This window comes from Rhizobium sp. 05L419 (assembly GCF_056397845.1).
Genome location: NZ_JBFTOF010000003.1, coordinates 365,266 through 390,125, shown reverse-complemented (window position 1 = coordinate 390,125; position 24,860 = coordinate 365,266). Strand labels below are relative to the sequence as shown.

Sequence of the window (24,860 nt, the reverse complement as noted above, 5' to 3'; positions counted from 1 at the left end):
ACGCCGCTGGCAGTTCGATGCGCGCCGGCGGGCGGCGCCTAGAAACCTATCCCCACCGACGCACAGTGCGCCTGGCGAACATCGAAGGAAGATAACATGCCGGAGATCCAGAGCGACAGACCCTTGCAGCCGGGCGATCGCGCCCCCAACGTCATTCTCGACGCGATCACGCGCCAGGGCAAAATATCGATAGACGATTTTCGTGGGCAGAAGCCGGTCCTGGTCGGGCTGTTTCGCGGTTTGCACTGCCCGTTCTGCCGACGGCAGATCGCCGCCATGGCAAGTCTGGCGGGAGACCTGCACGAGAAGGGCGTGGAAAGCCTGACGATCGTCAACACGCCGATTGAGCGCGCGCGCCTCTATTTCCGCTATCATCCTGTTCCCAATCTGCTCGCGGCGTCGGATCCCGACCGGATATCGCACCGCGCCTTCGGCCTTCCGAATATCGAATTTACGGAGTCCGAGACGGCTTGGCCCTACAAGGTCAGTCTCGATGCGCTCAGTGCCATGCGTCTCGAGATGCCCGAACTGCCGGAGCCGATGGGTGTGATGGCAGCCACCGAATATCTCGATACGGCGGACGGCTACGAATTTACGGATGAGGACCGCAGCATGATCGCCACCGGCGAGGGGCAGCTCATCGGCGAATTCCTGCTCGACCGGGACGGTGTCGTCCGTTGGTGTTTCACGGAGGTCGTCGACGACGGGCGCCGCCTGTTCGGCGTTCCGGCTCCCCAAGAGGTCATGTCCGCGGCATCGCATATTGCCGCATAGCCGCTCGTCTCATGCAGGCGCGATGACGGAAACGGTCGCCAGCGTCACCACCGGAGTGTGTCTCAACGGAAGCACTGACCGTTCTGCCTCACGGGCGGCATTGGCCCTGACCGACAATGCGGAACCCGCTGTTGTCCGCTTCGCAGGCATTCGGGAAGGTTCGCGTCTGCCGTCCGCGCTGGCCGCAGACCGGCCTGTATTCGCGGGTGCAGACGCCTGCGGGGCGGTCGGGCCGAGGCGGTTCTGGGCGGGGCGGCGGCGTGATCGGCGGCTGTCTGCGGCATTCGCCGTGGCCGATGATCTGGAACCCTTCGCTACGGGCCTGACAGGCATTGCCGAACGTCTGTGTGCGCGGGCCACGCTGGCCGCAGACCGGCGCATACTCCATGGTGCACATTTGCGCCTGAGGCGGGCGAGGGCGCGGCGGCGGCCGCGAATAGCCGGGGTCGATATCGGCGGTGCATGCTGAGAGCACGGGCATCAGAAAAAGCAGCGCGAGCTTTTTCGGCGTTGTGAAACCGACAAGCATTATCGTTTCCCCCTTGCTGCTGGATTTCGTCTCATTCCTAGCCGAAGGTTTGATCAGGAGAAAGCGCAAAGCGCTGCAATTATTCGTAGATCTGCGATGGCTCAGTCAAAGAGGCTGGAAACCGATTCTTCCTGGCTCGTGCGGTTGATCGCTTCACCGATGAGGCTACCGGTGCTGACCACACGGATGTTGTGGGCAGACAGCACTGCGGTCGTCGGCTGAATGGAGTCGGTGATCACCAGCTCCCGAAGCTTGGAGGAGGTGACGCGGGTCACGGCACCGCCCGACAGCACGCCGTGCGTGATATAGGCGGTGACGCTGGTCGCGCCATTCTTCAGCAGCGCCTCTGCGGCGTTGACCAGGGTGCCGCCGGAATCGACGATATCGTCGATCAGGATACAATCCTTGCCGGTGACGTCGCCGATGACATTCATGACTTCGGATTCACCGGGGCGGTCGCGGCGCTTGTCCACGATCGCCAGCAGACAGTCGAGCCGCTTGGCAAGCGAACGGGCGCGGACGACGCCGCCAACGTCCGGCGATACGACCGTGACGTTGCTGATGTCGTAGTTTGCCTTTATGTCGCGCGACAGGATCGGCACGGCATAGAGGTTGTCCGTCGGAATGTCGAAGAAGCCCTGGATCTGGCCGGCATGCAGGTCGAGCGTCAGGACGCGATCGGCACCGGCCTCGGTGATCAGGTTCGCRACGAGCTTGGCAGAGATCGGCGTGCGCGGTCCGGGCTTGCGGTCCTGACGAGCGTAGCCGAAGTAGGGGAGAACTGCCGTGATGCGGCGTGCCGAAGATCGGCGCATCGCGTCGATCATAATCAGCAGTTCCATCAGGTGGTCGTTGGCAGGAAACGAGGTAGACTGCACAAGGAAGACGTCCTCGCCGCGCACGTTTTCCTGGATTTCCACAAAGATTTCCTGATCGGCAAATCTTCTGACGGTGGCTTTGCCTAAAGGCACATTGAGATAGTTGCAGATCGCTTCGGCGAGATGCCGGTTCGAATTGCCTGCGAAAACCTTCATCTTGGTCCGCCTGTTACCTGCTGATAGCCGCGCTTTTTAGCCAGCTTGTTCCCGAATGCAAGCGCAAAGGCGCCACAAGCGTCCTTATTTCTAAAAAGCCTGTGGCTTAGCCACCGCGAGCTTCACGCCAAGAGGAGAACTCGGTGATCGTCTTCGACGCAATCTGCTGCATGACGGAGGCGGGGACGGCGGCCCATGGATCCTGCGCCGCCGACGGCACGCTCTCCTGTCCCTGTATGCGGTGCAGGCGGGCGCCGCCGTTGTCCAGCACGTCCCAGACGTAGACGACCGTTACCTTGCCGCTGTCTGAGAAGGCTGAGAGATAGCCTTTCAGAATGTAGGAGCTGCTGTTGTCATTGGAGCTCTTGATCGAAAGGCCGTGCGAACGCGCCTCGGTGCCGAGTTGCCGCGACAACGGGGTTACGGCCTGGACCGGAGCGCCGATGATGGGCAGGAAACGCACGGTCGTGCCATGGCTTGTGCCCGCACTCAGCATCGCGGTCTGGTGTTGCTGTGCCGGCGGCTGCCGCGCCGGCTGCTCCACCATGTCCTGTTCTTCTGCTTCGGCGTTCGAGACCGGTTCCGAAAGCGTCTTGCTCTGGATCGGGGCGGATGCTGCAGGCGAGCGGGCGTCGCCATCGAGAGCCAGTACCTGCGCATCCATCGTCGTGGGAGGCGCGCCGGTGCCCTGCCTGTATGTCTGCTGGACATAGGCCGGATGGTATCCGCCTTGCTGGGGCTCGGCTGCGAATGCCTGCCTGCGCGGCGCCGTTCCCGCCATTCGTTCGACGTCGCGCTGGCTCACGGGAGACGAGCGGACGCTGCCTGACGTGTCGCCGATGTCGACCAGCGGGGTCAGGGCATCGGTGGTGTTGCAGGCAGATAGCAGGGTTAGGCAGGCCATGAGCGTGGGCGCCGTCGCAACTCGCGTCATCCCTCGGTTCGTCCTTCCCTCATGCGCGTGCCAGCCCCTGCCAACTTTATGACGGTCGGCGCTGGCCCGTGTCAATTGCGGATTCTTGGCCGGGACGCTTTACGTCATGCATTGAGGAAGTCCAACGGATGACGGGAAAGCGCTTTTGGCGTTCCCTCGGTCGTCCGATAGGTCTGACCAAGCGTCATTGCCGTTCCCGTATCGGAGTCCATGATGATCATGTGGACGAAGAGCGACATATCCGCCTCGATCGGCTGCGGGTTCCCGACGTGGAACATCTGGTGCTCCATCCATGACGGCGAGAAACGTGCGCCGAGCGAATAACCACAGGCATTGAGGCGATGGCGGGCAAGCCCTCGCTCGTCCATGATCTTGGAATGCATGTCGAAGACGTCACCAAACGTATGGCCCGGCTTCAGGACGGTTTCGATCGCCTGGATGGTTTCGAGGCAGGCATTGTAGAGCTCGCGATGACGATAGGCCGGTTCGCCGACGACGATCGTGCGCATCATCGCCGCGTGGTAGTGCGCATAGGCACCCGCCCATTCGAGCGTCAGCTGGTCGTTGGAATCGAGCTTCCGCCGTCCGGCCTTGTAGCGGCAGAGGAGAGCATCCTGCGCCGAGCCGATGATGAACTCGTTGGCGGGATAGTCGCCACCACCGGCAAACACCGCCCCTTGCATGGCGGCGAGAATATCGGCCTCGTCCGCGCCGGGCTTCGTGAGCGCGATCGCTGCATCGAGCGCATCATCGGCCAGTGCTGCCGCGCGTTCTACATATTCCATTTCAGCCGGGCTCTTGATCAGGCGCAGGCGGCTGACGAGGTAGGAGGCATCGACGACCTGGCCGAAGGCCGCGAGCTGCGCGTCGAGCAGGCGGGCGACACGGCCGGTCATGCCGTGCGTGTCGTATTCGATGCCGATACGGGCGCCCAGCAAGTCCATTTCGACCAGCAGGTTCTTGAGGTCGACTGTCGGATCGGCGTTCACTCGGTCGACCCAAATGTGAATGTTCTCCAGGATCGATGTCTGCCTGGCCTGACGCAGATCGGCAGAGCGTGTGATCAGGGCCATCGTGCCGTCGGATTTGACCACCAGGGTCTGGAAGAAGCAGTAGCCGAAGGTATCGTAGCCGGTCAGCCAGTACATGCTCTCCTGGGCGAAGAGCAGGACAGCGTCGAGCTTTTCTTCCTGCATCTTTTCCGTCAGGCGCGCGAGGCGGCTGGCGAATTCGGGCTTTTCGAAGTGCAAGGCCATAGCGCTCAAATCTCCCTAATGGCAATCGCAGAAATCTGCCGGCCATAGTCCGGTTCTTGTTTATGCGTCGTGCGCCGATAGGAAAAGAAACGCTCGCTATCGGGGTAGGTGCAGAGCCCCAGGCTTTCGGCCCGGACGCCTGCGGCGAGCAGCCGGTCGACGGTGAGCGCGGGAAGGTCGAACATTGCATGCCCGGCTTTCGGCGATACTGTGAAGTACTGCTCGTATGCCTTGCTCTGGCTGACGAAGCGGTCGACGAATTCGGGGCCGACCTCGTAGCTCTGACGGCTGATAGACGGTCCAAGGCAGGCGACGATCGCCTCCCGCCTGGCGCCAAGCGTCTCCATCGCATCGATTGTGTTCTCCAGGACGCCGGTCAACGTGCCCTTCCAGCCGGCATGGGCCGCACCGATGACGCGCTGTTGCGGATCGGCGAACAGGATCGGCCCGCAATCGGCGGCCAGTACACCGAGCGCGATGCCCGGCGTTGCGGTTACCAACGCATCGGCTGCGGGACGGGAACCGTTGTAGGCGGCATCGACGACGACCACGTCCGGCGAGTGAACCTGATGCACGGTCGCCAGGCGTTCGAGCGGCAGCGCGAACCAGCTTGCGACGCGTCGGCGGTTTTCCTCTACCCTCTCGCGGTCGTCATTCGAACCGAGGCCAACATTCAGGCCGCGATAGATGCCATCGGACACGCCTCCTTGCCGGGTGAAATAGCCATGAAGGATTGCGCCGCATGTCGCCTGGTTCAGCAGCTCGCTTTGGATCGGTGCCGGGGATGGCGCATGTGTCATCAGCAATTCCGAGATTGGTTTTCGCACTGTTATGCCGTCTTGTTCGGCGCAGCGTTTTCGTTGCGCTGGATGTTGGCCCAGCCGCGCGCGCTCTGTCAATCCACAGGGCGAAAGGGCATGAGTCCGATTGCGGGATGAGAAACCGCCATCACCTTGAAGAGTTCCCCCATTTTTCCTTCGCCAGCGCCGGCAAGCCGATCGACGGCGGCCTGGATGATCTGCTGCATGCGCGGCTCACGATCGCGGCCGAGCGCGGCCGCACGTTCCAGAATGCCCAACCCGACCAGGAAGTCTCCCTGGTGAAGCGCCCCGTTGATATGTAGCCCTGCCGCAGCGGCTGTTTCGGCGAGCGCCTGAAAATCGACGTGGCTCGTCAGATCGGCTTCGCCCGGATGGGCCAGCGCCGGATCGAACTCATGCATGCGAACGGCCTGCAGCGTGTCGCCGAAGCCGGTGACCAGATGACCGTAGTCGATGGCCAGCGCCGTTCCGTCGAAACGCTTGAGCCGCTCTGCGATTGCAAGCATCACGGATTGCCGGGCAGGGGAAATCTCAAACAGGGCACCTGCAGGCATGGACTGAGCCCCTTGCGGCAGCAGGGCAGGGTCGATGCCTGCGACCCCGGCGCCGAATGCCAGCTCGTCATCGGCGTCGAGGCCGACCATGCGCTCCCGGAAACCGGTCGCGGTCTTCACGAACTGTCGGATGGGGATGGCGTCGAAGAGCTCGTTGGCAGCAATCAGCGTGAAGCCCGGTGGCACGTCGTCGAAATCCGTGTGCCACTCGATCTTGCCAGCGTGGTCCACCAGGGTTTGCTGCTGGATGTCACGCAGGCGCTCGCTGGTCTCGACGAGGTGCGCCGTCATATTTTCGAAGAGAGGCGGCGCGAGGCGAGAGATCACGCGCAGCATGTCGGCCATCATCGTGCCGCGGCCGGGTCCAATCTCGATGAGCCTGACGTCAGCCGGCGTGCCGTGGCGCTGCCAGGCGTGAACGATGAAGACACCGATCATTTCGCCGAACAACTGGCTGACTTCTGGCGCGGTCACGAAATCGCCAGAACTGCCAAAGGGTTCGCGGGTCCGGTAGTAGCCGTATTCGGGATCAGCAAGGCAGAGCGAAAAGAAATCGGTCACGCTGATCGGTCCATTCGTCTGGATGATCGCCTTGATCTTCTCACCGAGTGCGGTGGTCATGGTTCTCCTCCTCCAACAGCCGAGATCAGTGCTGCAGGGCAGCCTGCCGGCGGGCACGGATCATGGCCCAGACGCCAAGTAGAAGCATGGGAGACGACAGGACCATACCCATCGTCAGCCAGCCGGTGCCGAGAAGATAGCCAAGCTGGGCATCCGGTTCACGGAAGAATTCAACGAAAATACGCGAAAGCGCGTATCCGCACACAAACACGCCGGTGACAAACCCGGGCGTCTTCAGCGCACGCAACGCATAGATCAACAGGGCGAGCACAAGGAGCAGCACAATGCCCTCTAGGCCGGCTTCGTAGAGCTGGCTGGGGTGGCGGGCAAAGGGGCCACCCGTCGGGAACACGACCGACCATGGCACATCTGTCAGCCGGCCCCAGAGCTCGCCGTTGATGAAGTTGGCAATGCGGCCGCAGAACAGCCCGATAGGAACGACGGCCGAGACGATGTCGAAAAGGCTCCACATCGCAATAGCGTTGCGCCGCGCGAAGACGATCATCGCGATCGTCGTGCCTGCCAGTCCGCCGTGAAAGGACATGCCGCCGTTCCAGATCTGGATCGCGCGGATCGGGCTGTCGATCACCGAGGGCAGGTCGTAGAACAGGATGTAGCCGATGCGTCCGCCAAGCACGATCCCCAGCGCCACCCAGACGATGAAGTCGTCGAGCTGTGTCCTTGAGATCGGCGAGATGTTGCCGGGCCAGAGCTGGTCGTTGGCTGCGATCAACCGCGCATAATACCAGCCGAGCATGATGCCGGTGACATAGGCGAGACCGTACCAGTGAATGGCGAGGGGGCCGATCGAAAAGGCGATCGGATCGATATCCGGGAAAGGCATGATGGCCAGGAGGTTGGCAGCTATCGGCAAGGTGTTCCCATCCGTTAATGTCGGCGGAACATGGCGCTACGCCCGCAGACGGTCAAGTCGATTGTTGGCGATCCGTATTGCGCGAGGGTGCTTATCCAGAGCAAAGCGCTTGCATCCTTATTGGCGAAGCCCTACCTCATCGTCAGGGGCCGTACAGGCCGAACCCGTTCACTTACAAGGGAGAAGACCGCCATGACGACTGGAGCAAACCGCATCATGGACGAGTTCGCCAAGCTGATGACCGATGCCGCCGGCGCTGCCCAGGGCGTGCGCAAGGAGATCGAGACTGCGTTCAGCGCGCAGGCCGAGCGCTGGCTGAACGGCATGGACATCGTCAAGCGCGAGGAGTTCGAGGCCGTCCGCGAAATGGCGATCAAGGCGCGCGACGAAAACGACGCCCTCTTGGCGCGTATTGCAGCGCTGGAAGCAAAACTGGCCGCGAAAGGCAAGTAATCTCGTTTTGAGACAGGCTGCGGTGTGGCCTTTATGAGACACGCCGCGGCTACGGCCAAAAAAGCCGGTGCGGTTATCCACCTGTGGACACTGCCAAAAAAGCCAATTCGCAGAGTCGCTTAATCCCCCTTCTGAAAGCAAATCCAATCACCTTTCCACAGTGGCGTTTCCGAAAACGGGCCTTTGGGGGCTGGCATGCCACCGGGTGCGTTATACACTGATTTTAAATGATGATTCGAAGCGGTTGGTAAGCTCCGGGCAGGTTCACTGCGTAAGTCTGGTAAGCGGTTCAACGATCATCTGGGTTGGTGGTTTCCGGGTAGCTGTGTGTGTTCTTCTGCGTCGTTGGACAAAGTCGTTACGCATTCACTCCGGTCAAGAAGGTGCTGCATGAGCCTCATGGAATTGGAAGTCGAGCGTCAGTCGAATCCGGTCGATATGATCGAGTACGTCGCCGCCAACAACGACTGGGCTTTCGAGCGGTCCGGCGATGATGAGATCGCAATGACGGTCGAAGGCAAGTGGACGGACTACCACGTCTCCTTTTCGTGGATGGAAGAATTTGAAGCACTGCATCTCGGCTGCGCCTTCGATATCAAGGTGCCGGAGCAGCGGATGAACGAGGTCACCCGGCTTCTGGCTGCGATCAACGGCCAGGTGCTGATGGGACACTTCGATGTCTGGCGCCAGGAGGATGTTATCATCTTCCGGCAGTCTCTCCTGCTTGCCGGCGGTGCCGAACCGACGAACCGACAGGTCGAGGTGCTGCTCGCCAGCGCGCTCGATACCTGCGAAGCCTATTATCAGGCTTTCCAGTTCGTGATCTGGTCGGGCATGGAAGCCAACCGCGCGATGGAAGCTGTTCTGTTTGAAACGGTAGGTGAAGCGTAAAATGTCGTCAGAGCTTTCGTCTTCGGGCGCAATCGTTCTCGTCGGTGCCGGCAACATGGGAGGCGCGATGCTTTCCGGCTGGCTGAAGAATGGTGTCCCGGGAGCTTCGGTGGTCGTTGTGGATCCGGGTCCTTCGGCCCAGATGATGGAGATCATCAAGGCCGCTGGCGCGACGCATGTGACGGCTGCCCCTTCCGGGATGACCGCGGGCGTGCTGTTTCTTGCCGTCAAGCCGCAGGTGATGGAAGCGGTTCTGCCCCTGGTCAAGAACGCGGTCGGCGCCGCGACGGTGGTCGTCTCGGTTGCGGCCGGAAAGACGCTCGGTTTTCTCGAAAAGCATCTCGGCGAGGCCGCGATGGTCCGCGCCATGCCGAACACGCCTGCCATGGTGGGGCGCGGCGTAACGGGTGCCTTTGCCAACGCCCGCGTCACGCAGGCGCAGCGCGACCACGTCCACGCGCTTTTGCGCGTATCCGGTCCTGTCGAGTGGGTGCCTGATGAAGCCGATATCGATGCGGTCACGGCGCTGTCCGGGAGCGGTCCGGCCTATGTGTTTTATCTCGTCGAGTGCATGGCAGAAGCAGGCCGCAAACTCGGCCTGCAGGCGGACCTTGCCATGCGCCTCGCACGGGAAACAGTCGCGGGGGCTGGTGAACTCTTGCATCAGTCCCCCGACGACGCTTCGCGCCTTCGACAGAACGTAACGTCTCCGGGCGGCACGACCGCGGCAGCCCTTTCTGTGCTGATGGCCGAAGACGCGATGCAGCCGTTGTTCGACAAGGCGCTCGCGGCTGCGCGCAAGCGCGCCGAAGAACTTGCCGGCTGAGGCGCCGTCATGACCGAAGACATTACATATGCGGATTTCGAGCGCGTCGACATTCGGGTTGGCACGATCATAGAAGCGTCTCCCTTTCCGCAGGCACGCAAGCCCGCGATCAAGCTGCTCATCGACTTCGGTCCCGAGATCGGCGTCAAGAAATCGTCGGCGCAAATTACCGTCCACTACACGCTGGAGAGCCTTGTCGGGCGTCAGGTTCTCGGTGTCGTCAATTTTCCGCCGCGCCAGATCGGCCCGTTCCGGTCCGAAGTGTTGACGCTCGGCTTCGAGGACGAGGCGGGCGCTATCGTGCTTGCCGCGACCGACAAGCCGGTGCCGAACGGCAGGAAGCTGATGTGATCAGTGGATACTGATGGGATCAGCGAAGACTGATTTGATCAATGGATATCTCGGGAAAGCGGGTCTGTGAGGATGTAGTCGTGGAATACGGCTTCGAAGCCCGCCCGCTGCGGTGAGCAAAAAGCCGGGCCGACCGCCAATTCCTCGAAGGCCGAGTCGAACCAGGCGAGGCGGGCCATTTGCCATTCTGCCTTGCGATCCGTCTTGTACTGGATGAAGAGGGCATCGCGATTGCGTGTGACCCGCACGGACATCCGTTCAAAATCATGATCGATCCGGAAGGCCGACCAATCGGAATTGCCGTTGGTCACTACGACGCTGAAATATCTGGCTCCGTCCGTATATTCGATTCCGCATTTCATCCAATGCTTGGCGTCGGCGCGCAGCATGATGCCGGCTTGATCGTACAATGCCTCGTAGCGCCCCGAGAAGCAGAGTTCAGCGGTGAAATCGCCACGTCGGGGCTGATGCAGGAAATGCCCGTCGTCGCGATGAAAGCCGTAGTAGGTCCCCTGCCAGAAATCGGTCTTTTCGCCCGAGCGAACATGCAGCGCGCCGTCGCGCTCTTCGGCGAAAGGCGGTGGATTGAGCCACCTCATCTCATTTGCAGCGATGGTCAACTGATGTCTCACGCAGGCAGGCGGATGGTTGCACGCAAACCACCCAGCGGACTGTCGCCGAGCGTGACGTTGCCGCCATGGCTGCGGGCGATATCACGGGCGATAGCAAGGCCAAGACCGGTGCCMGATGCGTCGAGGTTTCGCGCTTCGTCGAGCCGGAAGAAGGGTTTGAAGACGTCTTCGCGATTCTTCTCCGGAATTCCCGGGCCGTCGTCGTCGAAGGTGATGGTCAGCCATTTCGCACTGTGCTTGGCGTCTATGTTGAGCGTGTTGGCATAGCGACGGGCGTTGGAGGCGAGGTTGGTTACCAGGCGGGTGAAGGCGGTCGGACGGACCGAAATGCTGTCGTCGCCTTCGATCGCATAGGTGAGCGTCTTGCCATGCAGGGCGAAGTCAGGTTCGAGTTTTTCAAAGAGCTCGCTGAGCTTCAGTTCGCCGACATCCTCTTCGACTTCGCTACGGGCAAAGGCCATGTAGGCTTCCAGCATCGATTGCATGTCATTGATGTCGTCGTTCAATCCATGCAAATCCGGATGATCGCCCGCGAGCGCAAGCTGTAGCTTGAAGCGGGTGAGGATAGTGCGCAGGTCGTGACTGACACCGGTCAGCATGGCGGTGCGCTGCTCCATCTGGCGCTCGATACGTTCGCGCATGAGAATGAAGGCCAGTCCGGCGCGGCGGACTTCGTCTGCGCCGCGCGGATAGAAGTTTTCGGCCTTCTGACCCTTGCCGAAGCTTTCGGCGGCGGCAGCCAGCGTCTGGATCGGGCGGATCTGGCCCCGGAGGAAGAGAATGGAGATGGTGATCAGCACGAGCGACGCGCCAACCATCCACACGATGAAAATATGGGTATTGGAGGCGTAGGTCTGGCTGCGCCTGGCAAGTACGCGCAGTATCTTGTCCTTGAGCTTTACCCGGATCTCCACAAGGTTGGAGTCGCCTACCGTATCAATCCAGAACGGGCGCTTGATCTGATCGCTGATCTCATCGCTCAAAATGCCGTCCAGGATCGAGAAGAACGGCTTGATGCGCGGTGGAGGGAGTTCGCCATCCTGTTCGATCGATATCTGCAGGCCGAGCTGGTCGCGGGCGATGCGCGTTGCTTCGCTATAATCGGTATCCTGGGGATAGGTCTCGATCATTTGAATGATCGCTGCAATATCGCGGGTCACGGCCATCGAGAGCCGCTGTGTGACCATCTGCCAGTGCCGCTCCATGAAGAGTGCGGCGACGACGGATTGCAGCAGCACCATCGGTATGATGATGATGAGAAGCGAGCGGACATAGAGGCCCTTGGGCAGCTGGCGGCGCAGCCAGCGGCCGAGCCATCGCCATCCGTGGACAGGCGAGCGGTCCTCGCGCCGCAGGGAATCGAATGTCACCATCTAGATCGCCGGTCCTGACGTTGGGTCCTCAATCGATGCTCAGCCGATATCCTATACCACGAACCGTCTGGAGCCAGACCGGATTTGCGGGGTCGTCCTCGATTTTGCGGCGCAAGCGGTTGATCTGCACGTCGATCGTTCGCTCGCCGACGTCCACGTCGCTTCCGATCAGCTCGTGACGCGGAATGGTATCGCCCGCGCGTTTGGCGAACAGAAGCATGATTTCCTGCTCCCGGTCGGTTAGACGTACGACTTCGGAAGCCTTTTTCAGTTCCTTGCGGGTCAGCGAAAAGGTGTAGGGGCCGAACATCACCTGTTCGATCTTCGGTGCGTCGTTCGAGGCATTGCGGCGCAGAATGTTGTTGATGCGCAGAACGAGTTCGCGCGGGTCGAAAGGCTTGGGAAGGTAATCGTCGGCGCCAGCCTCCAGACCGGCAATGCGGCTGCCCGATTCCGCGAGCGCTGTGAGCATGATGATCGGCACGCTCTTGATCGTGCGCAGGCCCTTCGTGACGTCGATCCCGGATTCGCCCGGCATCATCACGTCCATGATGATCAAATCGAAGTCGAGGCCCGCAAGCTTGCGTCGGGCCTCGGCGCCGTCGGCCGCCGCCGTTACCCGGAAACCGTTCTCGGTCAGGTAACGGTTCAGCAGGGCGCGAATGCGCGTGTCATCGTCCACAACAAGCAAATGCGCCGCATCGTCCGAAATAACTGTCTTCGCCGCCATTCAGTCCGCTTTCGAGTTTTGTCTGTTCCGCATGCCCCTCAGAAAGGCCTTCACGCCTTCCCGTATTTCCGGAGAAGCTCCGTCGAATGCTCTCTCAATACGGCGCGATTGCGGCTCTGCCAGTGCAAAGGCAAGTTCGCGCCCTGTCTTTGTCGGGTAGAGTTTACGCTGCCGTCTGTCCTCAGGCCCCGCAAGCTGTCTGATATACCCCGAATCGATGAGTTGTTTGAGTACCCGTGCGAGACTCTGCTTGGTAATCTTCAACGTATCCAGAAGATCGGCAACGGTCATGCCGGGGTTTCGGTTAACGAAATGCACCACGCGGTGGTGCGCCCGCCCGAAGCCGCTTTCCGACAGAATGGCATCAGGGTCGGAAACGAAGTCGCGATAGGAGAAAAACAGCAGCTCGATGATGTCGAAGTCGATGGAATCGGTGTTTTCCATCGGCATCTTCAGCGGCTCTGGCTTGCCGGCTTTCGGGCTAGTCTGTCGTGCCAATTTGGCGTTTCCTTTCTTATCCGGCGTCTTTCGGGAACGATCTGAAAAAATATGTCAGCTTTATTGACATAATTTTACGTCATTGCTAGCTTCCCCGGGCTTTGCGAAGCCGAAGAGATCGCTGTTTCCACCGGAAACCCGACCCGTCTTCGCAAAACTCCCATTACGACGCGCAATTTCCCCTACTTCAGTGGATAGAACGTATTTGGGACAACAATCAACAGGCATGGCGTAGGCGCGCCGAGGAGGGCAGGATGGCTTCAGTTCCTTTCGATCAGCTGGATGGCGAAATCTGGTTCAACGGTGAGTTCGTTCCGTGGAAGGATGCGAAGATCCATGTGCTGACGCATGGCCTCCACTATGCAAGTGCCGTGTTTGAAGGCGAACGCGCCTATGGCGGCAAGGTCTTCAAACTCACGCAGCACAACGAACGTCTGCACAGGTCGGCGGAAATCCTGGGTTTCAAGGTTCCGTATTCCGTTGCAGAACTGGATGCGGCGACGGTCGAGCTGTTGGAGCGCCAGGGCTTTTCCGAGGCCTATGTCCGACCGATCGCATGGCGCGGCAGCGAAATGATGGGCGTTTCGGCGCAGTCGAACCGTATCAACGTCGCGATCGCCATCTGGCAGTGGGGCAGCTACTTCAATCCGGCCGAAAAGCTCAAGGGAATCCGTCTCGATATTGCCGAGTATCGACGCCCGGACCCAAAAACGGCGCCGTGCTCATCCAAGGCAGCCGGGCTCTACATGATTTGCACCATTTCGAAGCACGCTGCCGAAGCCAAGGGCTATGCCGATGCAATGATGCTCGACTACCGCGGCCAGGTCGCAGAGGCGACAGGCGCAAACATCTTCTTCGTCAAGGATGGTGTCATCCATACGCCGACGCCGGATTGCTTCCTCAACGGCATCACCCGGCAAACCGTCATCGAGCTTGCCAAGCGTCGCGGGATTGACGTCGTCGAACGCGTCATCATGCCTGAAGAGCTTTCAAGCTTCAGCGAGTGCTTCCTGACCGGATCTGCCGCTGAAGTGACCCCCGTCTCTGAAATCGGACCTTACAGGTTCACGCCCTCGACAATCTCCGAGACGCTGATGAACGACTACGTCAGGGAAGTTAACCCGGCTGCTGCGGCCGGATAACATGGCTTGAGAGCTGCGGCCGGTTTCCATTGAAGGCAGCCGGCCGTTTATCTTGTGTGCGTCCTATCTTGCCTTGGCGACAACGGCACCGACGATCGTCGACAGGATGCCGCCGCCGATCAGGCCGCCGATGCCGTCGGCGATCAACCCGGTCAACTGGGCTTCGCCGCCGAACATGGTCAAAAGAATGCCGCCGCCGATCCCGCCGATCGCGCCGGCGATCGTCCTGGCAACTGTGCTGATCGCAACCTGCTTCAGGGCGCCGCTTGCGACATTGCCGCCGACCGCGCCCGCGATCACTTGTGTGATGAGTGGTAGTAAGGCTTCCATGATTTCCCTCCTTCGCGTTTCCTCAAACGCATCGCCGACTGCGCCATCTCCAATGTGATGACCAGTCATACAGTCGATCCGGCGTCCGATGGGAACAGGGATATCGTCTGAATATCAGTATTTTAGCATATGAATCACGGAAGCGAAATGGATGGCAACCCATACGTGAAAATTTTCTGTCCTGCATTCCAATGCAAAAGGCGGCCCTCTGGGGCCGCCCGCTCATTATCGCTGCTATTGATAGACATAGACAATGCGTCGGCTGGCTGGATCGACCAGAACCGGTCGGTCATTGATGCGCGCATAGCGATACTGGTAGTCGGGAATCTCCTGGAAAGTCACGTCTCCGGGAACTTCGGCGCCGACAACGACATCGCCGCCGACCTCGACTGTTCGACCGGGATTGGTCTCGATATAGGTCGTGACTGTGTCGGGAGGATCGATCGCCTCCACCGAGCCGACCGGGCCGAGCAACTCGTCACCCGGGGCCGGTTCGGCCGGAGCGACGCTGGCCGTCGTCTCATAGGTGACGATGGGAACGCCAAGGTCGTCGCGGTGGCCCTGGACGATCACGGTATCACCACCCTGGTCCATCTGCAAATATTGTGCGTAGACCCAGCCACGAACACCATTGACATCGACACGGCACCAGCGACTATCCTGAATACATCCGTCGAGGATGGTTTCCGATCCGCGGGTGGCCACGCCAACTGACGGGTACTGCGTGCCGGGGCCGGCATGGATCGTAAGATCGTCGATGGCCGTCGCCGCCATTTCCGCCTGGGCCAATCCGGCGCTTGCCGCGACGATTGCGCCAGCCAGGAAAAGTTCTCGCTTCAAGGTCATCTTGGTTCTCCTTCTTCCAATGGGTTGGTAACGTCCGGCCTGACGCGAGGTTCCCAGATTTCCCGCCATGGGAGGAGGGTAACGGTTTTGTCCCGTTCTAAGCGTTTGAAATATAAAATAGATCTCCATTGCCAATCAGTATCACTATGGGTTTCACCGTTGTGATTTTTCGTGATCCGCCAACCTCTTGCCGCGGGGAAATGACGCAGTGTTTACAAAAATGGCGGCTGTGCAGGCTCCGATTCCGGACTATACCTGTCGCGCAGAAAGAGAAGCGAGGCCCTCATGAGCATGCTCCAGGCCGGGATTATTCCGGTAACGGCGTTCCAGCAAAACTGCACGATCCTATTCGATCCCGAGACCAAGGAAGGTGTCGTGGTGGATCCTGGCGGCGATGTGCCGATCATTCTGCAGGCAGTCAGCGAGAACGACCTGGTGATCAAGGAGATCTGGCTGACGCACGGACATCTCGATCATGCCGGCGGCGCCAAGGAGCTGAAGGAAGCATTGGGCATCGATATCGTCGGGCCGCATGAGGACGATCTTCCGCTGCTGGCGCGCATCGAGACGCAGTCGCAGAAATACGGCTTGCCGGCGGGCATGCAGAACGTCGTGCCCGATCGCTGGCTGAAGGACGGCGACACGGTATCCTTCGGCGAACATACATTCGAGGTGTACCATACGCCGGGGCATGCTCCCGGCCATGTCATCTACTTCAACCGCGCGCAGAACTTTGCGCACCTGGGCGACGTGCTCTTCAACGGCTCGATCGGCCGCACCGATCTGCCCGGCGGCAACCACCAGCAACTGCTGGATTCCATTCGAGAGAAAGTGCTGCCTTTGGGCGACGACGTCGGCTTCATTTGCGGTCATGGTCCCGGCAGTCGAATTGGCGACGAGCGACGCAACAATCCCTACCTGCGGGGCATCTGACCCGCTCAAAACAAAAGCGCCGCTGGAAAGCGGCGCCTGGTCTGCTCGGCGGACGTTGCGATCAGTTCGCTACGCAGAAGTGGTCGCGGCCGTCGTTGCCGATGAAGGTTCCGCTCTGCGGGTCGAACGAGCGATAGCGATAGGAGCAATAACGTTCCCACTGCGGGGTCCATGGCTCGACCGAAGCACGGACAGGCACCGGGCGATAGTAGCGGGGCGGTGGAGCGCGATAGACCGGCGCATCGTCATACTCATAAGGTGGGTCGATGTAGCGTGGTTCGTCGTAACGCGGAGCGTTGGCGATAGCCGAGCCAACGATCAGGCCGGTCGCAAGACCGACTGCACCGCCTACGAGCGCATCGTTGTTGTTGTGATGATGGCGATAGCGCCAATCGTCAGCCGATGCCACACCGATCGACGAGAATGTGATGGCAGCAGCGGTTGCCGTCAGAAAGAGGGTTTTGGCGAGGCTATTCATCATGTCCTGTCCTGTTCAACTGATCACCGGTCTTGCACCTTGATGATGTCAGGGTAAGGGCCGGCACGTGAATACAGGCTGAACGACAAAACCCGGCATTCCTGCCGGGCTTCAACTCGAATTGACAACGTTGGCTAAGGTGTCAACGGGCTAAGGGTGTCAGCCCGAAATCTGAAGGTTGACGGCCTTCGGGCCCTTGCCGCGGCGATCCGGCTCCGTGTCGAAGCTTACCTTCTGGTTTTCCGTCAGTCCGGCAAGACCCGAAGCCTGAACGGCTGAAATGTGAACGAAGATATCCGCGCCGCCACGGTCCGGCTTGATGAAGCCGAAGCCTTTGTCGGTATTGAAGAATTTTACAGTGCCAGTCTCGGCCATGCGTCAGGTCCTTTTGTCTCTGCCCGCCATCCACACGGGCAGCATCACTGATAATGCCCCCTCGCGGAGGCGCTAGCAGGCAATTATTGAAATGTGAGAAAAAGGTCCCCTCTTACTCTGCCGGTTCGCCACGGGACTTTTGCCCGAGTTATCGGAACCAGCAGACCGGAATATTAGCGTCTCCGGCGCGCATATTATTAAGGACTTCCCATGCTCGCAAAATGCCCGAACGCCATGAGAGTGCTGCGATTATTAAATTTTGGCAAGCAAAAGTTTTCTTGTGGAGCGGCCCTGGCGAACGCGTACCGGCGGCTCAATTTGCCTCTCGCGAAAAAAATCGCTCATAAGCAAGCGCTGATTAACGTTTTGCATCGTCTGCAATATAGTTTAGGGGCAGATTTTCCCAAAAGTGCAACGCTAGCGCGACCAGTTGAACGTTAAAGAATTTTTCATCTTTTCGCTGTCACCCCAGATTTTGGCTCGTTTCCAGCCTGTTCGAGGCGCGGCGCCGCGTTATCTCGGGTACGATTTCAACCAGAAGCATGGCTAGGAACATCAGCGCGCAGCCGGCATAGCCGATTGGCGGAATCGTCTCGTTGAGAAGCAGGGCGCCAAGCGAAGCGCCAAAGAGCGCTTCCGACGACAGGAAGATCGCCGCCTGCGACGGCGTCGTGTAGCGCTGGCCGATGATCTGAAGCGAGAAGGCGACGCCCGAGGAGAAGAGCCCCACATAGAGGATCTCGGGCGCGGCCGTCCGGACGGCTGTCCAGGTGATCGGTTCGGTCACGATGGCAACGGCGAGCGCGCAGACGGCGGTGACGGCGAACTGCGCGGTGGCGAGAGAAAGAGCCCGGCCGTTTTCCGATACGGCGATGCCTGCCAGCGTGATCTGTCCCGCCCAGAAGATGGCGCAGACGACCGTCAGGAGATCGCCCTGCGAAAGGGCCGACAGTTGACCTCCGGACAGCAGAAAGATGCCCGAGACCGCCATCAGTGCTCCGGGCCAGATGATCCGGTGCGGAGACCGGCGCAGGAACACGACGGCAATCAGCGGGACGAAGACGACGTAGAGCCCAGTGATGAAGCTAGAGTTCGTGACCGTCGTCGTCTGCAGGCCGAGCTGCTGCGTCGCGGCGCCGCCAAACAGCGCAAGGCCCGTCAACAGGTAGAGTTTGAAGTGGCGAGGCGTCGTCTTTGCGGTTGCCTTGCGGGCTTCGAGCAGCATGAAGGGCAACACAGCAACGGTTGCGACGGCGAAGCGCAGGCCAATGAACCAGAACGGCCCGATCGCCTTCATCGCCGTCGACTGGGCGACGAAGCCACCGCCCCAAATGGCAGCAGCAAGCAACAGAAGGAGATTCGCCTGAACGCGCGTCATTTCGTCCTCGATGTGGGGAGTGGGCGGTATTGTGCCGCGAGCGTTAACAGTTGCCTTTCAGTTGGGCAAGGGCGAAAAATGTCGCGTTTTCGACCGCAGAGCGAAGTGCCGCGGACATCGGTTTCGATCGTCGCTGGAAGCAAAAAGGGCGCGCGGGTCGATTTGCGCGCCTCATTCGATGTGGTGAACCGATGCACCGACGCGACCCCCAGAGAGGTACGGCGGCCGGCATTCAGCCGTTGCCGCCCGGAGCGCGCGAGACGCGCAGAATTGCCCCGTTGTCCTCATCGGTCACAATCAACAGAGCTCCATCCGGGGCCACCACGACATCGCGCATGCGGCCGTAGGAACCGTCGAACATGCGTTCCTCTGCCACGAAGGCACCCGTGCCGTCGCGCTGCATGCGCGAGAGCAGCTGGAATTTCAACGCGGCAACCAGGAAATCGCCGTCCCACTCGGGAAACATCTTGCCGTGATAGATGGCGAGCGCGCCAGGGGCGATCGAGGGATCCCAATAGTAGAGGGGCTGTTCGAGCCCTTCCTTGGCAGTGCCTTCACCGATTTCCGCGCCGGAATAGTCGCGGCCGTAGGTGATCACGGGCCAGCCGTAGTTCTTGCCGGGTTCTACATGGTTGATCTCGTCACCGCCCCGAGCGCCGTGCTCGACGGTATAGAGTTTGCCGTCAGCGGTATCGAATGCGATGCCTTGAGGATTTCGATGGCCTTTAGACCAGATCTCCGGAAGCGTCTTGCTGCCGTCCTTGAAAGGATTGTCATTCGGTATACTGCCATCGGCGTTGATATGAACGATTGCGCCGGCGTCGTCCTTCCAGTCCTGGGACCGGTCGCGATCGCCGCGGTCGCCGATGCTGATAAAGACAGAGCCATCCGCGGCAACGGCGATGCGCGAGCCGTATTGAATGTTGCCGCTGGTGAAGCGCCTCATCGCAAAGATCGACTTGACGTTCTCAAGCGTCTTTTCGTCCGCCGAAAGCGATGCGCGGAAAGCCTCCGTGCCGGAGCCATTTTTGTTGGTTGTCGCGGCGGTGAAGTAGATTGTTCGGCTGGTTGCGAAGTCCGGAGCGAGCTCGACATCCAGAAGTCCGCCCTGACCCCGGTTCCTGACCTCCGGAACGCGGGAAATGGGTGCGGAAAGCTTGCCGTCACGGATGATGCGCATCCGGCCGGGCCGCTCGGTCACGAGATAGGCGCCGTCCGGGAGGATTGCGAGGGCCCAGGGATGTTCAAGGCCCTCGGCAATCGTCTCGACCTGAACTTCCACTTTCTTGGTCTGGACAACATCTGCGGCGAAGGCCTGAACGGAGATGGCAGCTGCTGCCATTGCGACCATTGCGGCGAACTCAATTTCCCGAAGTCTCTTCATCGTCCATCCCGTCTCTTGTCTGGAAGAAGGTGGCGCGGCGGGGTATAGGCTTCAACCCTATTCGGCCTTGGATAACGGGTTTGTGTTTGTCGAAGGAAGCGCGCCGGTCGGAGCGGCGTCGACCAGTTCGGCCTCCACGATATAGCGAAGCGGTCCGCGTTCCGTTGCACCGAAGGGCCAGCAGGTCGCGAGAACGAGGTGGCGGCCCTGCGCTGCGGGATCGATGCCGCTCTGGTCCCACGCTACCACGCGGCCTTCGCCGGCCTTGAAGGTCAAAACCTTTCCGTCACGCCGCGTGACTTCGATCTCGTCGCCAGCCCGCACGTCTTTCAACCAGCGAAAGTGCGTGTCGCGATGCGCGGCGATGACGGATGTGCCTTCGTCGCCCGGCTGCGCGGTATTGGTGAGCCATGCCGGGCCGAAGGCGAGTGCTTCGCCCGAGGCGCCGGACAGGACGATTGCATGCTTTCCGAGGCGGGGAGCGCTGACCTCCGCCTCGGTGGTGAAGTCGGCCCAGGGCCACGGCTTGRCATCTTCGCCGCGCAACTCAGCAGCGAAGGCTCTTTTGAGCAGGAGCTGTGATAGCTCGGCCTTCGCCTTGATGTAGAGCCCGTCGCTGATCAGGAGGGCTCCGTAAAGCGCCAGGATCGCGATGCTGATGGCGATCGCTTTTTCGACTGCGGAGAAGCGGGGGAGGATGGAGCCGCCCTGCTTGGCCTCGGGGAGGTCATAGGCCGTCGCGGCAGCCGTCGCCATGGCGAGTTCGAGATAGGTCGGCAGCGGGCCGAAGTCGTCCACCTCGCCAAACCCCATGGCCTTTCCCCGTCTAGCGGTCATTGCGCTGGGCCCCCGCAAACACGCCGCGCACCCGGCGTCGCCAGACAGCCAATCCGCTCGCCGCTGCGATTGCCAACAACAGGGCGGTCAATCCGCGCATGATCTGCTCGTCGGCGCGGGTTGCCGTTTGCGGCAGCTTCACGGAGGCCGATTTCTGCGCAATGAGGCTTGCAGCTTTCGGTGTCGGCGCGGCGGCCATCCGGGTTGCGGCCAATTCGGCGAACTCCTGTTGCGGAGCGGCCATGGCATGATCGGGCGCGTTGCCGCCCGGCGCGGCACGAGACGGTGCGCCGTCGCCAAGAACCTTCTCGAAATCCCAACCTTCCGGCAGGTTGAGCGGTATCTTGGCCGAGCCCAGCGGTGCGTCGGCGGGGCGTGAGGGGCTGACGTCGACGGCGACGAGGCTGGTCGCGCGTGAAACGAGGTGATGGGCGAGCGCGACGGTCTCGACCTCCTTGTCGAGGGCGGCCGGATCCTGACGTTCGTAGGCGCGGGCCTCGAGATCGTCGATCTTGCGGCGCGCCCAGAGCTTCGAGATGCCCTGGCCATCGGCCGCATTGGCAATGTCCATGTCGACGCGCCAGGGCTGGGCGCCCGTCCTGCCGATGATTTGCAGCTTGCCGGCCGGCTTTGCCTCCGGCAGTTCGGCCGTCAGCACGACCGGTTCGCCGGCATAGAGGTCAGGCATCGGGTTGGGCGTGATGTCTTCCGCCTTGACGCCGTTGAAGGTTGCGGCGATATCGGTCATTGCAGGGTTTTGCAGCTTGCCGAAGAGCTCTGCCATGCGGCTCGCAACCTGGTCCGCCGAGCCGATCTGGGTGAAGGTGCCGCGGCCCATCTCTGCCGCCTTCGTCATGAAGTAGGAGTTGGGCGCGGAGCCGATGCCGACCGTAAACACACGGGCATCGCCGCGGTTCTGGGTGATCTCCATGAACAGCTGCTGTTCGTTGCCGATCGCGCCATCGGTCAGGAATACCACCTGGCGAAGCGCGCCGTTTGCGACCGGGCCCTGGTTGCGCAGGGCGTCCTGCAGGGCCGGCAGCATTTCGGTACCGCCGTCCGCCGTCAGGCTGCGAACATAGGCGATTGCCTTTTCGCGATTGTCGGGGGAGGCGGCGACAAGGCCGCTGAAGTAGTCCGTCATGGTGTCGTCGAACCGGATGACGTTGAAACGGTCGTCGGGATTGAGCCTGGAGATGGCGAGTGCCAGGCTCTCCTTAGCCTGCTCGATCGACTGACCGGACATGGAGCCGGAGTTGTCGATGACGAAGACGACCTCGCGTTTGACGGGGGCGGCCGACGCGTCCGGCGTTGCCGGCGGGCTGATGAAGGCAAGCAGGTAGGTCTTGCCGTTCACGACTTCCCGGAAGAGACCGGCACTCGGCGTCTTGCCTGGTGCGGCCCTCCATGTCAGCTCGAAGTCCTTGTCGGCCGGAACGCTTTCCGCCTTCAGCGCAATCGTTCTGTTCTGGTCCCCATCCTGCCGGACGTCGATGTCGTGGAAGGAGGATTTGACGTCGCCGAGCGGGAAGCCGGCCTTGAGGTTTACGGTGAGAGCGACCGGATTGATCTTGGCGTTCTCGCGGGGATCGAGGACAGGCGCCTCGATCTTCTCGCGATTTTCGACGGGATCGGCGGGCACCGCGAAGCCGGCGCCGTTGTTGAATTCCACCGTCTGAACGATCGGTGCCGGATTGTAGCGGGGTGCGACGACCATCGGGAACCGCAGTGAAAACTCGCCGCCTGACTGGTGAACAGCCTGCTGATACTCGATCTGGACGACGATGGTTTCGCCGGGGCCGATGTTGGCGACCTGATTGGTGAAGATATTCGGGCGCTGCTGCTCGAGGAGGGCGGCCTTTTTACCTTCGGCCTTGGCCTGCTCGTAGATCTCGCGGGCTTCCTGGCGGGGCTTGATTTGGCCCTCGATGAAGCGTTCGCCGATCTGCATCTTCAGGACGTCGACAGCGGAATTCTCCGGGAGCGGAAAGACGTAGGTGCCTTCGACCCAACCCTTGCTGGGGTTCTGGAAGCGCTGTGTAACCTTGATGCGCGCAACGGGACCGGACACGTCCATTTGGACATCGGTCTTCAGGCGCGGTGCCTCGACGAAGAAGCCGGGCTCCTTGGCGGGGAAAAGCAGCGAGCCGCTGTTGACGTCGTTTGGTCGCACGAGGCCGGCGAGCTGTTCGCTCTTTGGCCGGCTTTCGTCAGCGCAAGCAGCCGTTACCAGCCCGAACGTCATGAGAACAGAGGCGGCAAAGGCTACAAACACAACCAGCAATGACAGGCAACGGCGATTGACCCGTAGGCGCCTTACAGCAAATTCGTCTTCCAGAAACATGGTATGCCCTCAATAACCAATTTCGGATGCACCAAGATGCGGCTTCGATCTCGGCGGGCTCACGACTGAATTGCGGCGTGCCGCGGTATTTGTTGCGGCGAATTCGTGGCAAAGGCGGAAATTGGCGAAGTTTTTGATTTCAAGGCATAAATCGACCTGTGTTCAGACGTTGATTCACGCTCTTCGCAAACCGAGCCGTTGCGTCGAAGCGAGTGTGGCGCCAATCGCCGACAGCGGCGGCGAATCGATCACGAAGAATCATTGGCTCCATCGCGCGTTTGCGCTTGAAATGCCTGCTCACATTGGACATAGAGCTTAGCGCAGAGATCCGGTCCCGGCTTTCTGCCCAGTTCAACCGTATAGGACCGATATCATGGCCTTTATTGCCGATGCTCTTTCCCGTGTGAAGCCTTCAGCCACCATCGCCGTTTCCCAGAAAGCGCGCGAGCTGAAAGCCAAAGGGCGCGATGTAATCGGCCTTGGCGCCGGCGAGCCTGATTTCGATACGCCTGACAATATCAAGAAGGCCGCCATCGACGCGATCAATCGCGGTGAGACGAAGTACACGCCGGTCTCCGGCATCCCTGAACTGCGCAAGGCGATCGCCGCAAAGTTCAAGCGCGAAAACGGTCTCGACTATTCGTGGGAACAGACGATCGTCGGCACCGGCGGAAAGCAGATTCTCTTCAACGCGTTCATGGCGACGTTGAATCCTGGCGATGAAGTCGTCATTCCGGCACCGTACTGGGTCTCCTACCCGGAAATGGTTGCCCTTTGCGGCGGCACGCCCGTCGTCGTTTCGGCAACGCAGGAAAACAACTTCAAGCTCCAGCCCGCCGATCTCGACAAGGCGATCACGCCGAAGACGAAGTGGTTCATCTTCAACTCGCCGTCAAACCCGTCGGGCGCTGCCTATACGCATGCCGAGCTCAAGGCGCTGACCGATGTGCTGCTCAAGCATCCGCATGTCTGGATCCTTACGGACGACATGTACGAGCATCTGACCTATGGCGACTTCAAGTTCGTCACACCCGTCGAAGTCGAGCCGAAGCTCTATGACCGTACGCTGACGATGAACGGCGTGTCAAAAGCCTACGCGATGACCGGCTGGCGTATCGGCTACGCAGCCGGGCCCTTGCCGCTCATCAAGGCGATGGACATGATCCAGGGCCAGCAGACGTCAGGTGCGACCTCGATTGCCCAGTGGGCTGCCGTTGAGGCGCTGAACGGCACGCAGGATTTCATTCCGGAGAACAAGAAGATCTTCGAAGGGCGCCGCGATCTGGTGGTCTCGATGCTGAACCAGGCCAAGGGTATCTCGTGCCCGTCGCCGGAAGGCGCCTTCTACGTCTATCCGTCCTGCGCCGGTCTGATCGGCAAGACTGCGCCGTCAGGCAAGGTCATCGAGACGGACGAGGACTTCGTTTCGGAGCTGCTCGAAAGCGAAGGCGTTGCCGTCGTCCACGGCTCGGCATTCGGCCTCGGCCCGAATTTCCGAATTTCCTACGCAACGTCGGAAACCTTGCTTGAGGAAGCCTGCAAGCGCATCCAGCGCTTCTGCGGCGCCTGCAAGTAACCTTCTACCTGCTATCGTACTAGAAAACCCGCCGGAGACGGCGGGTTTTTCGTCGGATGGGCGTGATGTCGTTCCGGCTTAAATGA

General features: G+C 60.7%; 27 protein-coding genes. 8 read left to right on the top strand and 19 right to left on the bottom strand.

Annotation, left to right across the window (positions count from 1 at the left end; all coding sequences use genetic code 11):
• Window positions 1-96 precede the first annotated feature (96 nt).
• Entirely contained in the window at window positions 97-774 is a 678-nt protein-coding gene (locus tag AC1DMK_RS05950) for a peroxiredoxin-like family protein (RefSeq protein WP_037058629.1), read from the top strand.
• 88 nt (window positions 775-862) lie between these two features.
• Here the strand turns inward: AC1DMK_RS05950 and AC1DMK_RS05945 are convergent, their stop codons facing one another.
• The 7 genes from AC1DMK_RS05945 to lgt all read right to left on the bottom strand — a co-directional run bounded on the left by AC1DMK_RS05945 (window position 863) and on the right by lgt (window position 7,397).
• A complete protein-coding gene (locus AC1DMK_RS05945) occupies window positions 863-1,303 on the bottom strand; it encodes a Kazal-type serine protease inhibitor domain-containing protein (RefSeq protein ID WP_037058628.1) in 441 nt (146 codons plus the stop codon).
• A gap of 101 nt (window positions 1,304-1,404) precedes the next feature.
• Window positions 1,405-2,337 carry a ribose-phosphate pyrophosphokinase gene (locus tag AC1DMK_RS05940; protein WP_037058627.1) on the bottom strand — a complete coding sequence of 311 codons (933 nt, stop codon included), beginning with the start codon at window positions 2,335-2,337 and terminating at the stop codon, window positions 1,405-1,407.
• 106 nt (window positions 2,338-2,443) lie between these two features.
• A complete protein-coding gene (locus AC1DMK_RS05935) occupies window positions 2,444-3,271 on the bottom strand; it encodes a hypothetical protein (RefSeq protein ID WP_037058625.1) in 828 nt (275 codons plus the stop codon).
• 104 nt (window positions 3,272-3,375) lie between these two features.
• The gene (locus AC1DMK_RS05930) at window positions 3,376-4,527 is read right to left on the bottom strand and encodes a M24 family metallopeptidase (RefSeq protein WP_037058624.1); all 1,152 of its coding nucleotides are present in this window, start codon (window positions 4,525-4,527) and stop codon (window positions 3,376-3,378) included.
• A 5-nt stretch (window positions 4,528-4,532) separates the two neighbouring features.
• Window positions 4,533-5,327 carry a peptidoglycan editing factor PgeF gene (gene pgeF / locus AC1DMK_RS05925; RefSeq protein WP_477857680.1) on the bottom strand — a complete coding sequence of 265 codons (795 nt, stop codon included), beginning with the start codon at window positions 5,325-5,327 and terminating at the stop codon, window positions 4,533-4,535.
• Window positions 5,328-5,422: 95 nt separating this feature from the next.
• A complete protein-coding gene (locus AC1DMK_RS05920; RefSeq protein WP_477857678.1) occupies window positions 5,423-6,523 on the bottom strand; it encodes a class I SAM-dependent methyltransferase in 1,101 nt (366 codons plus the stop codon).
• Window positions 6,524-6,548: 25 nt separating this feature from the next.
• The gene (gene lgt / locus AC1DMK_RS05915; protein ID WP_037058619.1) at window positions 6,549-7,397 is read right to left on the bottom strand and encodes a prolipoprotein diacylglyceryl transferase; all 849 of its coding nucleotides are present in this window, start codon (window positions 7,395-7,397) and stop codon (window positions 6,549-6,551) included.
• Window positions 7,398-7,589: 192 nt separating this feature from the next.
• Here lgt and AC1DMK_RS05910 point away from each other — a divergent pair, with 192 nt between their 5' ends.
• The 4 genes from AC1DMK_RS05910 to AC1DMK_RS05895 all read left to right on the top strand — a co-directional run bounded on the left by AC1DMK_RS05910 (window position 7,590) and on the right by AC1DMK_RS05895 (window position 9,918).
• Window positions 7,590-7,850, top strand: a complete 261-nt coding sequence (locus tag AC1DMK_RS05910) for an accessory factor UbiK family protein (RefSeq protein WP_477857676.1) — start codon at window positions 7,590-7,592, stop codon at window positions 7,848-7,850.
• A 390-nt stretch (window positions 7,851-8,240) separates the two neighbouring features.
• A complete protein-coding gene (locus AC1DMK_RS05905; protein WP_037058615.1) occupies window positions 8,241-8,741 on the top strand; it encodes a type III secretion system chaperone family protein in 501 nt (166 codons plus the stop codon).
• Window position 8,742: 1 nt separating this feature from the next.
• Window positions 8,743-9,567 (top strand): pyrroline-5-carboxylate reductase, encoded by an 825-nt coding sequence (proC, locus tag AC1DMK_RS05900; protein WP_477857674.1) that lies wholly within the window; start codon window positions 8,743-8,745, stop codon window positions 9,565-9,567.
• Between the two features lie 9 nt (window positions 9,568-9,576).
• Entirely contained in the window at window positions 9,577-9,918 is a 342-nt protein-coding gene (locus AC1DMK_RS05895; RefSeq protein ID WP_037058611.1) for a tRNA-binding protein, read from the top strand.
• A gap of 38 nt (window positions 9,919-9,956) precedes the next feature.
• Here the strand turns inward: AC1DMK_RS05895 and AC1DMK_RS05890 are convergent, their stop codons facing one another.
• From AC1DMK_RS05890 to AC1DMK_RS05875, 4 genes are read right to left on the bottom strand one after another with little or no spacing between them, the layout of a single operon-like run.
• On the bottom strand, window positions 9,957-10,517 hold the full coding sequence (locus tag AC1DMK_RS05890) for a DUF1349 domain-containing protein (protein ID WP_196246721.1): 561 nt from the start codon (window positions 10,515-10,517) through the stop codon (window positions 9,957-9,959).
• Window positions 10,518-10,546: 29 nt separating this feature from the next.
• Complete coding sequence (locus tag AC1DMK_RS05885; RefSeq protein WP_477857672.1) at window positions 10,547-11,923, bottom strand: ATP-binding protein; 1,377 nt, start codon at window positions 11,921-11,923, stop codon at window positions 10,547-10,549.
• 28 nt (window positions 11,924-11,951) lie between these two features.
• Entirely contained in the window at window positions 11,952-12,653 is a 702-nt protein-coding gene (locus AC1DMK_RS05880) for a response regulator (protein ID WP_037058606.1), read from the bottom strand.
• Window positions 12,654-13,151, bottom strand: coding sequence for a MarR family transcriptional regulator (locus tag AC1DMK_RS05875; RefSeq protein ID WP_037058603.1), 498 nt, complete (start codon window positions 13,149-13,151; stop codon window positions 12,654-12,656).
• Window positions 13,152-13,405: 254 nt separating this feature from the next.
• Here AC1DMK_RS05875 and AC1DMK_RS05870 point away from each other — a divergent pair, with 254 nt between their 5' ends.
• The gene (locus AC1DMK_RS05870) at window positions 13,406-14,293 is read left to right on the top strand and encodes a branched-chain amino acid aminotransferase (RefSeq protein WP_037058601.1); all 888 of its coding nucleotides are present in this window, start codon (window positions 13,406-13,408) and stop codon (window positions 14,291-14,293) included.
• 63 nt (window positions 14,294-14,356) lie between these two features.
• Here AC1DMK_RS05870 and AC1DMK_RS05865 read toward each other — a convergent pair whose 3' ends face one another.
• On the bottom strand, window positions 14,357-14,623 hold the full coding sequence (locus tag AC1DMK_RS05865) for a hypothetical protein (protein WP_037058599.1): 267 nt from the start codon (window positions 14,621-14,623) through the stop codon (window positions 14,357-14,359).
• Window positions 14,624-14,857: 234 nt separating this feature from the next.
• Window positions 14,858-15,469 carry a DUF1236 domain-containing protein gene (locus AC1DMK_RS05860; RefSeq protein ID WP_477857668.1) on the bottom strand — a complete coding sequence of 204 codons (612 nt, stop codon included), beginning with the start codon at window positions 15,467-15,469 and terminating at the stop codon, window positions 14,858-14,860.
• Window positions 15,470-15,754: 285 nt separating this feature from the next.
• On the opposite strand from AC1DMK_RS05860, the gene AC1DMK_RS05855 reads away from it, so the two are divergent.
• The gene (locus AC1DMK_RS05855; protein ID WP_037058596.1) at window positions 15,755-16,402 is read left to right on the top strand and encodes an MBL fold metallo-hydrolase; all 648 of its coding nucleotides are present in this window, start codon (window positions 15,755-15,757) and stop codon (window positions 16,400-16,402) included.
• Between the two features lie 61 nt (window positions 16,403-16,463).
• Here AC1DMK_RS05855 and AC1DMK_RS05850 read toward each other — a convergent pair whose 3' ends face one another.
• The 6 genes from AC1DMK_RS05850 to AC1DMK_RS05825 form a co-directional block, all read right to left on the bottom strand.
• Window positions 16,464-16,880 carry a BA14K family protein gene (locus AC1DMK_RS05850; protein ID WP_477857715.1) on the bottom strand — a complete coding sequence of 139 codons (417 nt, stop codon included), beginning with the start codon at window positions 16,878-16,880 and terminating at the stop codon, window positions 16,464-16,466.
• Window positions 16,881-17,039: 159 nt separating this feature from the next.
• Window positions 17,040-17,255 (bottom strand): cold-shock protein, encoded by a 216-nt coding sequence (locus AC1DMK_RS05845; RefSeq protein WP_003581120.1) that lies wholly within the window; start codon window positions 17,253-17,255, stop codon window positions 17,040-17,042.
• Window positions 17,256-17,718: 463 nt separating this feature from the next.
• Complete coding sequence (locus AC1DMK_RS05840; RefSeq protein ID WP_037058594.1) at window positions 17,719-18,633, bottom strand: DMT family transporter; 915 nt, start codon at window positions 18,631-18,633, stop codon at window positions 17,719-17,721.
• Window positions 18,634-18,865: 232 nt separating this feature from the next.
• Complete coding sequence (locus AC1DMK_RS05835; protein WP_477857666.1) at window positions 18,866-20,017, bottom strand: PQQ-dependent sugar dehydrogenase; 1,152 nt, start codon at window positions 20,015-20,017, stop codon at window positions 18,866-18,868.
• 57 nt (window positions 20,018-20,074) lie between these two features.
• Window positions 20,075-20,854 carry a class GN sortase gene (locus tag AC1DMK_RS05830; RefSeq protein WP_477857664.1) on the bottom strand — a complete coding sequence of 260 codons (780 nt, stop codon included), beginning with the start codon at window positions 20,852-20,854 and terminating at the stop codon, window positions 20,075-20,077.
• On the bottom strand, window positions 20,844-23,198 hold the full coding sequence (locus AC1DMK_RS05825; RefSeq protein ID WP_477857662.1) for a marine proteobacterial sortase target protein: 2,355 nt from the start codon (window positions 23,196-23,198) through the stop codon (window positions 20,844-20,846). Before AC1DMK_RS05825 ends, AC1DMK_RS05830 begins: the two co-directional genes overlap by 11 nt.
• A gap of 373 nt (window positions 23,199-23,571) precedes the next feature.
• On the opposite strand from AC1DMK_RS05825, the gene AC1DMK_RS05820 reads away from it, so the two are divergent.
• Window positions 23,572-24,774 carry a pyridoxal phosphate-dependent aminotransferase gene (locus tag AC1DMK_RS05820; RefSeq protein ID WP_037058587.1) on the top strand — a complete coding sequence of 401 codons (1,203 nt, stop codon included), beginning with the start codon at window positions 23,572-23,574 and terminating at the stop codon, window positions 24,772-24,774.
• The last annotated feature ends 86 nt before the right edge of the window (window positions 24,775-24,860 follow it).

What these genes read in the sequence shown, in the direction of transcription:
- AC1DMK_RS05950 (WP_037058629.1), top strand. Translation starts at nt 97, where the DNA reads ATGCCGGAGATCCAGAGCGACAGACCCTTGCAGCCGGGCGATCGCGCC.
- AC1DMK_RS05945 (WP_037058628.1), bottom strand. Translation starts at nt 1,303, where the DNA reads ATGCTTGTCGGTTTCACAACGCCGAAAAAGCTCGCGCTGCTTTTTCTG.
- AC1DMK_RS05935 (WP_037058625.1), bottom strand. Translation starts at nt 3,271, where the DNA reads ATGACGCGAGTTGCGACGGCGCCCACGCTCATGGCCTGCCTAACCCTG.
- AC1DMK_RS05930 (WP_037058624.1), bottom strand. Translation starts at nt 4,527, where the DNA reads ATGGCCTTGCACTTCGAAAAGCCCGAATTCGCCAGCCGCCTCGCGCGC.
- pgeF (WP_477857680.1), bottom strand. Translation starts at nt 5,327, where the DNA reads ATGACACATGCGCCATCCCCGGCACCGATCCAAAGCGAGCTGCTGAAC.
- AC1DMK_RS05920 (WP_477857678.1), bottom strand. Translation starts at nt 6,523, where the DNA reads ATGACCACCGCACTCGGTGAGAAGATCAAGGCGATCATCCAGACGAAT.
- AC1DMK_RS05910 (WP_477857676.1), top strand. Translation starts at nt 7,590, where the DNA reads ATGACGACTGGAGCAAACCGCATCATGGACGAGTTCGCCAAGCTGATG.
- AC1DMK_RS05905 (WP_037058615.1), top strand. Translation starts at nt 8,241, where the DNA reads ATGAGCCTCATGGAATTGGAAGTCGAGCGTCAGTCGAATCCGGTCGAT.
- proC (WP_477857674.1), top strand. Translation starts at nt 8,743, where the DNA reads ATGTCGTCAGAGCTTTCGTCTTCGGGCGCAATCGTTCTCGTCGGTGCC.
- AC1DMK_RS05895 (WP_037058611.1), top strand. Translation starts at nt 9,577, where the DNA reads ATGACCGAAGACATTACATATGCGGATTTCGAGCGCGTCGACATTCGG.
- AC1DMK_RS05890 (WP_196246721.1), bottom strand. Translation starts at nt 10,517, where the DNA reads ATGAGGTGGCTCAATCCACCGCCTTTCGCCGAAGAGCGCGACGGCGCG.
- AC1DMK_RS05880 (WP_037058606.1), bottom strand. Translation starts at nt 12,653, where the DNA reads ATGGCGGCGAAGACAGTTATTTCGGACGATGCGGCGCATTTGCTTGTT.
- AC1DMK_RS05870 (WP_037058601.1), top strand. Translation starts at nt 13,406, where the DNA reads ATGGCTTCAGTTCCTTTCGATCAGCTGGATGGCGAAATCTGGTTCAAC.
- AC1DMK_RS05865 (WP_037058599.1), bottom strand. Translation starts at nt 14,623, where the DNA reads ATGGAAGCCTTACTACCACTCATCACACAAGTGATCGCGGGCGCGGTC.
- AC1DMK_RS05860 (WP_477857668.1), bottom strand. Translation starts at nt 15,469, where the DNA reads ATGACCTTGAAGCGAGAACTTTTCCTGGCTGGCGCAATCGTCGCGGCA.
- AC1DMK_RS05855 (WP_037058596.1), top strand. Translation starts at nt 15,755, where the DNA reads ATGAGCATGCTCCAGGCCGGGATTATTCCGGTAACGGCGTTCCAGCAA.
- AC1DMK_RS05850 (WP_477857715.1), bottom strand. Translation starts at nt 16,880, where the DNA reads ATGAATAGCCTCGCCAAAACCCTCTTTCTGACGGCAACCGCTGCTGCC.
- AC1DMK_RS05845 (WP_003581120.1), bottom strand. Translation starts at nt 17,255, where the DNA reads ATGGCCGAGACTGGCACTGTAAAATTCTTCAATACCGACAAAGGCTTC.
- AC1DMK_RS05840 (WP_037058594.1), bottom strand. Translation starts at nt 18,633, where the DNA reads ATGACGCGCGTTCAGGCGAATCTCCTTCTGTTGCTTGCTGCTGCCATT.
- AC1DMK_RS05835 (WP_477857666.1), bottom strand. Translation starts at nt 20,017, where the DNA reads ATGAAGAGACTTCGGGAAATTGAGTTCGCCGCAATGGTCGCAATGGCA.
- AC1DMK_RS05825 (WP_477857662.1), bottom strand. Translation starts at nt 23,198, where the DNA reads ATGTTTCTGGAAGACGAATTTGCTGTAAGGCGCCTACGGGTCAATCGC.
- AC1DMK_RS05820 (WP_037058587.1), top strand. Translation starts at nt 23,572, where the DNA reads ATGGCCTTTATTGCCGATGCTCTTTCCCGTGTGAAGCCTTCAGCCACC.